The sequence below is a fragment of the Streptomyces sp. SID9727 genome (assembly GCF_010550605.1).
Lineage (GTDB): Bacteria > Actinomycetota > Actinomycetes > Streptomycetales > Streptomycetaceae > Streptomyces.
The window spans coordinates 103662-115311 of record NZ_JAAGNI010000356.1 but is presented as its reverse complement, the minus strand read 5'-3'; the positions used below and the strand labels follow the sequence as shown (position 1 = coordinate 115311).

The following is an 11650-nucleotide window of genomic DNA, read 5'->3' as shown; positions in this document are numbered from 1 at the left end:
TGGTGAGGTGCCGTCGGATGAACGGTGCCGTTCCCAGAACGAGGGCGGCGAAGACTGCCAGCCGTTGCAGGCGGGGCTGAGCGGCGAGGTTGCTGTCCTGGATGCCGTAGGCCGCGTACCAGTTGGCGGCGAGGTCGGTCGCCACGATGACGCAGGCGAGGTCGATTCCTTGGCATTTGCCCCGGATCAGTAGCACGGCGGCGAGCGTGTCGAACAGCGCCAGCGACGACCAGTAGAGGTTGAGCCACCATGGCGCCCAGTCGTACGGGTGCAGACCATGGCGTTGAAGGTCGGTGACGTGTGCGGAAGCCCCGATGAAGAGCAGGGCGGCTGCGATGCTGCAGGCCGATATGACCGCCCAGCGCGGGGCGTGGTGCATCCATCCGATCATGCTGTGGATCGTCCCACCTGCGGGTGTCGCCCGTCAGGTTGTCAGTCTGCGGTAGCAGATGAGGGCGGCTGCGATGCCGACGAAGGCCAGGAAGTGCTCGGCCTTGCGCTCGTAACGACGGTGCAGGCGGCGGCAGCCGCCCAGCCAGGACATCGTTCGCTCGATCGTCCAGCGATGCCGGCCCAGTCTCGTGGAGGATTCGACGCCTCTTCGGGCGATGCGGTGGCGGATGCCGCGCCAGCGGAGCCAACGACGCAGGTGGTCGTAGTCGTACCCCTTGTCCGCGTGGAGCTTGGCGGGCCGTCGCCGGCGCGGGCCGCGGCGGGACCGGATCGGTGGAATGCCGCGCACCAGCGGCTCAAGCGCCTGGCTGTCGTGGAGGTTCGCGCCGGAGATCCCGACGGAGATGGGCAGACCGGTCCGCTCGGTGATCAAGTGGATCTTCGACCCCTTCTTGCCCCGATCGACAGGATTCGGACCTGTCAGCTCCCCCCTTTCAGGGCCCGCATGTTCACCGAGTCGATCGCGCAGCGCGACCAGTCCAGGCCGCCGCGCGAGCCCAGCTCATCCAGGATGACGCGGTGCAACTTGGCCCAGACTCGGGCGGCACTCCACTCGGTGAACCGCCGGTGAGCAGTCGGCCCCGACGGACCGAAGACCGGCGGCAGCTGCCGCCAGGTGCAGCCTGTCGTGGCCACGAAAACGATCGCGGCCAGCACTTCGCGATCCCCGTACCGGCGACGGCCGCCGCCCTGCGGTCGGGCCGGAGCAGGCGGGACCACCCGCTGGAACAGCTTCCACAGCTCGTCCGGCACCAAGCGCTCGACCACCACCACACCGCGCAGACTACTCAACCTGCCAAATGAGACGACGTCTAAGCGCCAGCATGTAGGTCTCCGGATCACTGCGCCGGATGTGGCGGGCGGTGCGTACGGCGTCGAGAGAGGGAAAGGAAAAAGTCGCCAGCTGCGCGGCACCTAGATCAGCGCTTACTACTCGGGCCGCAAAGTCCCCTGAGTAGGGGCTGGACAACGCGAAGGGAGCGATTCCTTCACGCACCGCATCGATGAACCACGCGAATCGATCGGCCCGGCTGAGACCGCGGTTCGACTGAGAGAGCAAGGAATGGGCGGCACTGGGTAAGGACACGCCGCCATGGTCGACAGCCCAAGACGGAGACGGGAAGCAGATCTTCGGCCATGTCAGAACCGGCGTCAGCAAGGCTGCTCGCCCTGATTGGGCGACCTACTTGGCTTCGGGGGAGACCTTCTGCCAACTGCCGGCCCGCCGCGCCGGCAGTGCGGACAGCGGCGACCAGCGCGGTTCGCCAGCACCATGTCCCTGAGCGCCGCCTCAGCACACCTCGCACGCTCCACCACGTACTGGTCAAACGCTTGGACCACCAGGAAGTACGCCGGTACCGCCCGCGACCGATGAGATGGCCGAGGCTGCAGGGATCGAACAGCCCGACCCGGGCAAGGGCGAGATCATCTCGCGCATGGCCGAGGTCGGATTCGAGCGCCTGAGCGGGAGCGTAGGGGGCTGTTGCGGCACCGCCCCCTGGTCAGGGTCTGTCAAAGGAGCGGTGTAATCGGGGTTGTTGAGGGCTACTGGCGGGCTGCGGAGAGGCGGCTGTCGAAGGCGTTCAGGGCGGTCCTCCAGCGCATGGTCCAGCGGGCCTGGCCCTTGCCGGTCGGGTCCAGTGACATGATCGTCATGTAGACGCACTTCAGGGCGGCCTGCTCGTTCGGGAAGTGACCGCAGGCTTTCACTGCCCGTCGGATCCGCGCGTTCACGGACTCGGTCGCGTTCGTCGTGCAGACGATACGGCGGATCTCGGTGTCGAAGCGCAGGAAGGGAGTGAACTCCTCCCAGGCGGTCTCCCAGAGCCGGACGATCGCCGGATATTTCTTGCCCCACGCGTCGGCGAAGTCCGCGAACCGCTCGAGTGCGGCTTCCTCGGTCGCCGCGGTTTAGACGGGCTTGAGGACCTCCGCGACCTTGTCCCAGTCCTGGCGGGCGGCATAGCGGAAGGAGTTCCTCAGCAGGTGCACCACACAGGTCTGCACGATCGTCTGCGGCCGGACGGTCTCGACAGCGTCGGGCAGGCCCTTCAGTCCGTCGCAGACCAGCATGAGGACGTCATTCACTCCGCGGTCTTGATCTCGGTCAGGATATGTATCCAGTGCTTGGCGCCCGCACCCGTCGCCGGCCCACAGCCCCAGGATGTCCCGCCGGCCCTCGGTCGTGACGGCCAGGGCCACATAGATCGGACGGTTCGCCACGGCGCCGTCGCGGATCGTCACGTGCATCGCGTCGATGAAGACCACTGGATGGACTGCGTCCAGAGGCCGGTTCTGCCACTCGGCCATTCCCTCGAGAACCTTGTCGGTGATCGTGGAGATCGTCTGGCGCGACACGTCGGCGCCATAGACCTCGGACAGGTGGGCCCGGACCTCGCCTGTCGTCAACCCCTTCGCGGCGAGAGAAATGACCATCTCGTCCACGCCCGACAGACGCTTCTGCCGCTTCTTAACGATCTTCGGTTCGAAGGAGCCTTCGTGGTCACGGGGCACGGCTATATCCACCGGACCGACGTCGGTCAGCACGGTCTTGCCACGGGTTCCGTGGCGACTGTTACCGCCGTTCTTCCCCGCCGGGTCGTGCTTGTCATAGCCGAGGTGGTCGGTGATCTCGTCCTCGAGAGCGGACTCCAGGAGCCGCTTGGTCAGCTGCTGGAGCAGCTGGCCCTCGCCGGTCAGCTGCAGGCCCTCGGCCTGAGCCCGACTCACGAGCTCGGTCGATCAGCTGCTCGTCCATGGACGTCGGCACCAAGCCTCAGACGGCTCGACGGTCTCGTCCTCGATCCGTTGTTGCTGGTCATCGATGCATCTTCCATGATCGGGAGTGGAGTTACACCGAACGTTTTACAGTCCCCCCGGCAACGGCCGGTGGAGGTGATGGGCTGGTTGCCCTCGTCACCTCAGAATGAGCGCGTGGCTCCTCTCCCCATCGACCCGACAAGGTTTTCGCGTGTGCACGGTCGTGACTGGCAGCTACGCCATTGTGGGCATGGGCGATGCACCTCGCACGCGCGCCCGACGTGCGAGAGCTTCCGGAATGTGGACTATGGGGCAAGGGGAAGAAATGGCTGCGGTCTGGACTGCCGCCAAAACTCGGGCCGTGACGCCTGGATCGTGAGGCGGGCTCCCGCTTCGTCTTCGGTCTGCCTGTTCTTCGGCAGCCAGGGCCTTCGCTCAGTGAGAGGAAATCTGCTCATGCCGGTGTGCACGACGCGCGATGGTGTCGACATCTTCTACAAGGACTGGGGCCAGGGTCGCCCCGTGGTCTTCATCCATGGCTGGCCGCTCAACGGCGACGCCTGGCAGGACCAGCTGAAGGCGGTGGCCGACGCGGGCTTCCGGGGTATCGCCCACGACCGCCGCGGCCACGGACGCTCCACCCCGGTGTACGACGGCTACGACTTCGACACCTTCGCCGACGATCTGAACGACCTGATCACGCAGCTCGACCTGCGCGACGTGACGCTGGTCGCGCACTCGATGGGCGGTGGCGAACTGGCCCGGTACATCGGCCGGCACGGCACCGGACGCATCAAGTCCGCGGTTCTGCTCTCCGCGGTCCCGCCGCTGATGCTCCAGGGCCCGGACAACCCCGAGGGGGTGCCCCAGTCGGTCTTCGACGACATCAAGAAGGGCATCCTCGCCGAGCGCTCGCAGTTCTGGAAGGACACGGCGGTCGGGTTCTTCGGCGCGAACCGGGACGGCAACAAGGTCACCCAGGGCAACATGGACGCCTTCTGGTACATGGCCATGGCACAGACCATCGAGGGCGGCGTGGACTGTGTGGACGCCTTCGCCTCGACGGACTTCCACGAGGACCTGAAGAAGTTCGACATCCCCACCCTCGTCGTGCACGGCGACGACGACCAGGTGGTGCCGATCGACGCCACCGGCCGCAAGACCGCGAAGCTGGTGCAGAACGCCACGCTCAAGGTGTACGAGGGCGGCTCCCACGGGATCGCGCTCGTCCCGGGCGACAAGGAAAAGTTCAACAAGGACCTGCTGGACTTCCTCAAGAGCTGAGGCGGCCGGCCGGTCCACGATCGCGGGCTCGCACCTGGATCTTTCGGGGGCGGGCCCTCGGCCGTTGATGTCGCCTACCGGTCCCGGCGGGCCTCGAACACGAGGATGGATGCACAGGGCATGAGCAATCTCTCCCCAGGTTTCCACCCCAGGCCGGGTCGACGCCACCCAGGAACACACCGACATCGAAGGCTTCGCCAACCTGGAGCCCTTGGCCGACGGCTTCCGCAACCACCTCGGCAAGGACGACACCCTCCCAGCCGAGTACCGTCTCGTCGACCGGGCCGATCCGCTCGGCCTCGATCCGGAGGAGATGGCAGTCCTGCTCGGCGGGCTCCGTGTCCTTGGCGCGAACTACCAGAAGTCGGACCTGGGCGTCCTCACCACCACGCCGGGCGTACTGACCAACGACTACTTCGGCCACCTGCTCGACCAGGACGTGACCTGGACCCCCAGCGCCCACGACCCGGAGATCTTCGAGGGCAAGGAAGCCTCCGGCAAGCCGCGCTGGACCGGCACCCGCAACGACCTCGTCTTCGGCTCCAACGCCGAACTCCGTGCCGTCGCCGAGATTTACGCCGCCGCCGACGGGAAACGCAGTTCGTCCAGGACTTCACCGCAACATGGACCAAGGTCATGGACCTGGACCGCTTCGACCTGACACGGCACTCCAGGTAGACACCGCCCCTCGACCGCGGCGTCCCTCAGCCCGAGTCCCAGGTCCGGTGGGAAAGCGCCGGACCACCACCGCTCATCATCACGGGCCGGGGCGCCGCCGACGCTGCCGCCCAACCTCCCTGTCCTATGCGGCGAGCATGCCCCTGCGCCGCAGGAGAGGGAGAACGTGGTCCCTCACCGCGGGCGCGAGTTCGAGCCCCGCCTCGTGACCGGACACCCACCGCATATGCGCCAGCTCAGCGGCGGGAGTCGGGATCCCGCTGATGCGGGCCCCGAACACGGTCATCCTCATGGGAACACCTTCCAGCGCGGCCACCGCGTCGACATCGGCGAGGAACGCCGGATCCAGCGGCTGCACGCCGAGCTCCTCCTCGAATTCCCGTGTCAGCGTCTCCAGAAGCTCCTCGCCCGCAACAGGCTTCCCGCCAGGAAGGTAGAAGATTTCGGGCGCCGCCTTCTTGCTCACCACCAGGAGCCGACCGTTCTCGACCACCGCCGCCGCAACGACAGCAAGTGGCTCCACCTGTGCCGGCGGCGTGGCCGCCTGATGTCCATGAGTCACGCATGCAATTCTCCCAGAGGCTGCGGGGCCGGCCGGCCGGGCAGGCTGTCCGGCCATGCAGGGACGTGTCTACGCCATGGCGGAACGCACTCACCACTGCATGCCGCCCTGGCCTGGGCATACTCGGCGTGCTGCGACCAGTACGGGGTCGCACTCCTGGACCGCCGGGGCACCGGGCAGCCGGCTCGCGGGCGGGTGGTACCGGTCATCGAGGGCTCCTTCACAGCCACCGGAACAGAACACGGGCAGCATGGCGAGGGCACCCCTTGACCGCGGTCTGACGGTGCTCGGGCAGCCATCCCGGTCAAGGAGAAACAAGACCACCTGGAACCGGGCTCACAGGGCCGGATCACTATGTGGGTCACTGGCCGCAGCAGATGGGTCAGCGTTCCCGGGGGCGTCGGGGCGCCCGGTCCGCTGACCCAGCACCCGGTGTCAGGGGTGCAGGCGGCAGATCTGCCAGCGCGGGCCCGTGCGGCTGATTAGCCCGAGTTTCTCCAGGCGCCTGAGCTGATAGGCGACCGAGCTCGTGCTCGACGGACCGACCTGGCACCGATCTGCCGGACCGGGGGCCCCTCACCGTGCTCGGCAATCCTCTCCCGCACCGCCCGCAGGATGGCCTCCTGCCGCGACGACAACCCGGCCGGCCCGGTCACGCCGATCGCTCCCCGCGACGCTGCGCAGCTGACCGAGCCTGGCGGCGTAGCTCCACCCGGGCCGCCGGCGCACCACCGGGTGCGGTCGACCAGAACGGGTGGGTGTGCAGGAGCACCGACAGCCGCAGCAACCGCCGGCGCAGCACCGTAGAGCGGCGGGGGTACGGAACGGCGAATGCCTGGTCGGTGGCGTTCCATGCATGCTGGACACGGATGTCCCGTCTCACTGAACCTTGACCGATCTCACTGAAGCTGAGTGCTGCCGGTGAGGCCAGTGGACCTTGATCCTCAGGTGGACGGTCCTTGAGCGGGTCCGGGTGGGATGTGGACGGTCATGATCAAATGGCAGGTTCCGGTGCCCGCGCCGCGGTAGGTATGGGGGACATCGCTGTCGAACGTGGCGGTCTGTCCTGCCTCGACCGGGTGCTCGGTGCCGTCGGCGATGAGGATCATCTGTCCGGCGGTGACGCTGAGGGTTTCCACGACACCGGCTTGGTGGGGGTGGCTGGGGTACTCCTCCCCGGGCTCCAGTTTCCAGCGCCAGACCTCGACCGGGGCCGGCCCTGAGGTGGTCAGCATGAGCCGCGCCTCGCTGCCCTTTCCCCCGGCCCACAGAGGCATGACCGTGTCAGCGGACACGACCCGGACCCGGCTCTCGGACGGTCCTTCCATGAGTGCGGACACCGAGATGCCGAGGGTGTCGGCGAGGCGGACCAGGGTGGCGAAGTTCGGGTTGCCCTGGGCTTTCTCCAGGGCGACGAGGGCTCCCTTGCTGACCTTGGCCCGGCGGCCGAATTCGTCCAGGGACAGCCCGGCGCGGTTTCGGGCTGTTCGGACGTTGTGCGCGAGCGTCCGTAGCGCGTCTTCGGTCTCGGCCATCGCTGTCGTCCCTCCAGGGCGCGTGGTTCATTTCGCTGGCCCGTGCGGTCGTTCGGTTGACTATCTACGGTCGGTACGTTGTACGGTGTAGTCGTTCCATTGATAGTAGAGGATGTACTACCTGTGTTCGCTGTGCTGCTGGCCCTGGGCAGTTCCCTGGCCTATGGATACGCCGATTTCCTCGGCGGTCTGGGTGCCCGCAAGGCTGATGTCCTGCGCACGGTGACGATCGCCGCTCCGGCCTCGCTCGCCGTCGAGCTGCTGCTGTGGCCCTTCTTCGGTGCCTCCTTCGCTCCGGCCACCCTTGCCTGGGGCGCCGCGTCCGGAGTCGCGTCGGCCACCGCGTTCGCCCTGCTGTACAAGACCCTGGCGGTGGGCCCGATGAACGTGCTGTCCCCGGTCACCGCGCTGGTGTCGGCGATGCTGCCGGTCGGTGTCGGGTTGGTGCAGGGTGAGCATCTGGGGCCGGTCGGGCTGCTCGGCCTGCCGCTGGCGCTGGCGGCCGTGGTGCTGGTCAGCGCCGGGCGTGGCGGGAAGTCGGCCCGGCCCTCGCGTACCGCGCTGCTTCTGGCCGTCGGCGCCGGGGCCGCGATCGCCCTGCAGCTGGTCTTCCTGCACCAGGCGCCCTCCGACAGCGGGGTGGGACCGCTGATCATCGGACGCGCCGTGTCCTCCGCCGTCATCCTGGCCGCCGCCGCGGTGATGTTCCGGCGCCTGGGCAGGGAGAGGCCCGCTTACGGAATCTCGGCGGCGGCCGGTGTGCTCGACTCGTTCGCCAACGTGCTGTTCCTGCTCGCCGCCCGCAGCGGCGACCTGGCCGTCGTCGCCGTGCTCACCGCCCTGTACCCGGCCGGCACCGTTCTCCTCGCCCGCAGCGTCCTTTCCGAACGCATCCACCACGGCCAACTCGTCGGCCTCGGCACCGCTGCCGTCGCCGTCAACCTCCTCGCCCTCACCTGCCCCCCCGTACGACAGGAGCCCGGCATGTTCATCCAGCCCTGGGACGCAGCCCTCGACGACGCCGAATGGCAGACCTGGATCGCCGAGGACACGGCTTCGGCATACTCGGCGTCAACGGTCCGCCCGGACAGGCACCGGCCGTCGTGCCCACCCACTTCACCGTCGACGGCACGGCCCTGCTCGTGCACCTCGCCCGCCCCAACCCGGTATGGAAGGCGATCGAGACCGAGCGAACGTCACCTTCACCGTCACCGGCGACTACGCCTTCATACCCGGACCCTGGCGCGCCAAGCCCGGCACCGGCCCACCGACGGCGTCCCCACCAGCTACTACGCAACCGTCCAGTTCACCTGCCAGGCAACCATCATCGACGACCCGGCGGCCAGGCCGAGCTGCTGCTCCGCCAGATGACCCACTTCCAGCCCGACGGCGACCACGCCCCCATCGACCCCGACCAGCCGCCCTGCGGCCGGAGGCTGCCCGGCATCCGCGGCCTGTGCCTCGACGTCACCGAGGTACGCGCCAAGTTCAAGTACGACGACCACAAACCCGTCGAGCAGCGCACCGACACCGCCCGCCGGCTCACCGAACGCGGCACCGCCCTGGACGGACCCACCGCCGCCCAGCAGCTCCGCCGCCTCGACCGCCTCGGTACCTGGAAGTCCTGACCCCACCCCTCCTTGCCCGCCTTCTTGGAACGGAGCCGCAGATCATGACCGCTTTCCGCATCAGCCCCGCCGTCGCCGACGCCTTCCCCGACACCCTGATCGCCGTCGTCACCGCCACCGGCCTCAACGGCCACGAGCCCTGGCCCCACACCACCACCGCCCTGCAAGACCTGGAGCAGGACCTCGCCGACGGCACCTGGGCCCCCGCCGACGAAAGCGACCCGCGCATCGAGGCATGGCACACCGCCTACCGCTCCTTCGGCACCAACCCCCGCCGCATCCGCCCCAGCGTCGACGCCTTGGGCCGCCGCATGGCCAAGAAGGGCACCCTGCCCCGGATCAACCCGGCCGTCGACTCCTACAACACCGTCTCCGTCCGCCACGGCCTGCCCGCCGGAGCCTTCGACCTCGACCACGTCACCGGCGACGTCGAAATCCGCTACGCAGAGGGCACCGAAACCTTCACCCCCCTCGGCGAACCCGACACCGTCGAGCACCCCAAGCCCGGCGAGATCATCTACACAGACACCACCGACATCCTCACCCGGCACTGGAACCACCGCGACGCCCACCGCACCCGCGTCACCGAAGATTCCACCCGCGTCGCGTTCGTCCTCGAAACCCTCAACGCTGCCCGCGACGGCCACCTCCTCGAAGCCGCCGCCGAAGAACTGCACGGCCTGCTCGCCTCGCACGCCGGAGCCACGACGGTCCACTACCTCACCCCGCAGCAGCCACAAGCCACCATCTGAGACCGCGCTCACGAATCCGGTCCGAACGCGGCGGTGAGGCAAGCAAAATGGTGGCCTGAACCACGCCCCGGTTCCGTCACCGCTCCCACCCCTCCACCTCGACAGCATTCGGCACTCAACCTTCAGTGAGCCTCTTCGAGTTGGCCACCGATGCCGCATGCACTCGTGGAGTGGGTCACCACGCTGATCGTCACCCGTGAGGGCGACCGGCGCTGCAAGCTCCGTCTGTCCCAGCGCGCGATGGTGGCACTGGTGTGCCTGCGCGAACACGCCAGTCTTGCGAAGATCGCCGCCGGGTTCGGGATCAGCGAGTCCAGGGCCCATGCCTACACCAGCGCGGTCGTCGGCCTGCTCGCCGAACGCGCACCGGGCCTTCTGAAGACACTGCGTGAGCACGAACCCGGGTTCGTCCTGCTCGACGGAACCCTCGCCGAGTGCGACCGGGGCGCCGACGGCCGGGCCGGCTACCTCACAAGCACCGGCGCCACGGGGTGAACGCGCAGGTCGTCACCGACCCGTACGGACGGTTGCTGTGGCTCTGGCCCGCCCTGCCGGGCCGCACCCACGACCTGACCGCCGCCCGAACCCACCGGATTATCCGGATCTGCGAGCGCCAGGGCGTCCCGGCCGTGGCCGATCTCGCCTACCAGGGCGCCGGCCCATGGCTGACCACCGGCATCAAACGCCGACCCCTGCAGGAACTCGCCACCACCGAGAAGACCCGCAACCGAGCCCTGGCCGCAGCGCGGGCACCCGTTGAACGCGGCGTCGCCCGCCTGAAGTCCTGGCAGATCTTCCGCAGATCCCGCATCAGCCCCAACTGCAGGACGTCAATCGCCAAAGCCATCCTCACCCTGGAGCGGCACCGCTGAAGAAGCGCACTGGAGATCACCCACCGGTCTTCGGGAGGCTGAAGTGAAATCTCCCATTGGAGTAGAAGTAGCGGAGGAAACCTTTCCGTTAAAGGTGGAAAATACGTTTCTCTGGGTCCGGGCATATGAAATGTGTTTGCCGGGATTATCACTCGCGCGCGTAGAGCCTGTCCGGTTCCACGCGCAGCCGGGGGAACTCACGCCGCAGCTGCTCGGCACGCGCCCAGTGCGTGGTAGCCGAGCGGCCGTCCAACAGTCCGGTGCGGGCCAGCGCGGACACCCCAGAACAAATCGTGACCAGCCGCGCCCCACGCGCGTGCGCCCGCAGCAGCGCGCGGCGCACGACATCTGAGAGCGGCTCCTCCGCCGGCAGCCAGCCGAAGCGGCCCGGGGTGTCGCAGCCGCCACCACACGCGCCCGCGCCGAACGACAGACGGCTGGCGGGGGCCTCGAATCAGCTTGTCAGAGGTGTGGGGCAGGATGGCGCCATGGCACAGCTGATCATGCCCCCGTCGGAATCCTGGCGCCTGATCGACGCCTGGCTGGCGACGCACGTGGCCTCCGAATTCGCACTCCTCAATCCACCAGCGACACTCGACGAGATTCGACATGCGGAGCAGATCCTCGGCGCCCAAGTCCCCGGTGATCTCGCCCAGTCTCTGCGATGCCACAATGGCGTGAGCACCTGGACAACCATCCTGCCGGAACAGTCCCCGCTCGCCGTGAACGGCATTGTGGAGCACTGGGAGACCTGTATGGACGTCGCGGCAGAGAACGACGGACTGACCCCGCGCCCATGGGAAGACGAGCCTTGGTGGCACCCACTCTGGGTTCCCTGGGCTGAGAGCGCCGACGGCGCGGCACAGATCATCGATCAACGTCCCGGCCCTGACACGGGACGTCTCGGCTGGGCAGGCCACAGCGGTGGCGGCGACTTCACCGATTCCTGGGCTGACCTGGCGAGCCTTCTTCACACAGTCGCGCAGGCGCTTCATCAAGGCGGCGACGTCCGCGGGCTGCACCCCTACCTCACCACGCAAGGTGGCATGTGGTGGGACGAAGAGGGCTGCCGAGAGCTAAACGGTCACCCGTTGAGAGCCGCGCCGGTCGGACTGCCCTAACTGCG

9 protein-coding genes and 5 pseudogenes are annotated in these 11650 nt (G+C 68.0%); 7 read left to right on the top strand and 7 right to left on the bottom strand.

Annotation, left to right across the window (positions count from 1 at the left end):
• The 3 genes and pseudogenes from G3I41_RS24640 to G3I41_RS24630 form a co-directional block, all read right to left on the bottom strand.
• A partial coding sequence (locus G3I41_RS24640) for a hypothetical protein (protein ID WP_239081434.1) occupies positions 1-391 on the bottom strand: 391 nt, incomplete at its 3' end.
• Between the two features lie 33 nt (positions 392-424).
• A protein-coding gene (locus G3I41_RS24635; protein ID WP_164398439.1) for an IS5 family transposase occupies positions 425-1221 on the bottom strand; the annotation gives its coding sequence in 2 pieces (ribosomal slippage) (positions 425-888 and positions 888-1221; 798 coding nt in all).
• 927 nt (positions 1222-2148) lie between these two features.
• A pseudogene (locus tag G3I41_RS24630) lies at positions 2149-3183 on the bottom strand (IS256 family transposase); the annotation flags it as partial.
• Positions 3184-3669: 486 nt separating this feature from the next.
• Between G3I41_RS24630 and G3I41_RS24625 the strand changes: the two are divergent.
• Both G3I41_RS24625 and G3I41_RS24620 read left to right on the top strand, forming a co-directional pair.
• Positions 3670-4497, top strand: coding sequence for an alpha/beta hydrolase (locus G3I41_RS24625; protein ID WP_164402554.1), 828 nt, complete (start codon positions 3670-3672; stop codon positions 4495-4497).
• A 136-nt stretch (positions 4498-4633) separates the two neighbouring features.
• Positions 4634-5175 (top strand): annotated as a pseudogene (locus tag G3I41_RS24620) (peroxidase family protein); the annotation flags it as partial.
• Positions 5176-5299: 124 nt separating this feature from the next.
• On the opposite strand, the gene G3I41_RS24615 reads toward G3I41_RS24620, so the two are convergent.
• The 3 genes from G3I41_RS24615 to G3I41_RS24605 form a co-directional block, all read right to left on the bottom strand.
• Positions 5300-5737 (bottom strand): NUDIX domain-containing protein, encoded by a 438-nt coding sequence (locus G3I41_RS24615; RefSeq protein ID WP_343242220.1) that lies wholly within the window; start codon positions 5735-5737, stop codon positions 5300-5302.
• A gap of 652 nt (positions 5738-6389) precedes the next feature.
• The gene (locus tag G3I41_RS37075) at positions 6390-6608 is read right to left on the bottom strand and encodes a hypothetical protein (protein ID WP_343242222.1); all 219 of its coding nucleotides are present in this window, start codon (positions 6606-6608) and stop codon (positions 6390-6392) included.
• 73 nt (positions 6609-6681) lie between these two features.
• Entirely contained in the window at positions 6682-7272 is a 591-nt protein-coding gene (locus G3I41_RS24605) for an XRE family transcriptional regulator (RefSeq protein ID WP_164402552.1), read from the bottom strand.
• A 123-nt stretch (positions 7273-7395) separates the two neighbouring features.
• Between G3I41_RS24605 and G3I41_RS24600 the strand changes: the two are divergent.
• From G3I41_RS24600 to G3I41_RS24585, 4 genes and pseudogenes are all read left to right on the top strand, one after another.
• Positions 7396-8229: pseudogene (locus G3I41_RS24600) on the top strand (DMT family transporter); the annotation flags it as partial.
• Between the two features lie 410 nt (positions 8230-8639).
• Entirely contained in the window at positions 8640-8900 is a 261-nt protein-coding gene (locus G3I41_RS37070; RefSeq protein ID WP_239081813.1) for a hypothetical protein, read from the top strand.
• A 44-nt stretch (positions 8901-8944) separates the two neighbouring features.
• Positions 8945-9652: a phenylalanine--tRNA ligase beta subunit-related protein gene (locus tag G3I41_RS24590; protein WP_164402551.1), complete on the top strand. Its 708-nt coding sequence runs from the start codon at positions 8945-8947 to the stop codon at positions 9650-9652.
• Positions 9653-9802: 150 nt separating this feature from the next.
• Positions 9803-10524 (top strand): annotated as a pseudogene (locus G3I41_RS24585) (transposase family protein).
• Between the two features lie 160 nt (positions 10525-10684).
• Here G3I41_RS24585 and G3I41_RS24580 read toward each other — a convergent pair.
• Positions 10685-10903, bottom strand: a pseudogene (locus tag G3I41_RS24580) (DJ-1/PfpI family protein); the annotation flags it as partial.
• A gap of 109 nt (positions 10904-11012) precedes the next feature.
• Here G3I41_RS24580 and G3I41_RS24575 point away from each other — a divergent pair.
• Complete coding sequence (locus G3I41_RS24575; protein ID WP_164402550.1) at positions 11013-11645, top strand: SMI1/KNR4 family protein; 633 nt, start codon at positions 11013-11015, stop codon at positions 11643-11645.
• Positions 11646-11650: the final 5 nt, after the last annotated feature.

Excerpts from the sequence above, each read along its gene's own strand:
- G3I41_RS24625 (WP_164402554.1), top strand. The coding sequence starts at position 3,670 with ATGCCGGTGTGCACGACGCGCGATGGTGTCGACATCTTCTACAAGGAC.
- G3I41_RS24605 (WP_164402552.1), bottom strand. The coding sequence starts at position 7,272 with ATGGCCGAGACCGAAGACGCGCTACGGACGCTCGCGCACAACGTCCGA.
- G3I41_RS37070 (WP_239081813.1), top strand. The coding sequence starts at position 8,640 with ATGACCCACTTCCAGCCCGACGGCGACCACGCCCCCATCGACCCCGAC.
- G3I41_RS24590 (WP_164402551.1), top strand. The coding sequence starts at position 8,945 with ATGACCGCTTTCCGCATCAGCCCCGCCGTCGCCGACGCCTTCCCCGAC.
- G3I41_RS24575 (WP_164402550.1), top strand. The coding sequence starts at position 11,013 with ATGGCACAGCTGATCATGCCCCCGTCGGAATCCTGGCGCCTGATCGAC.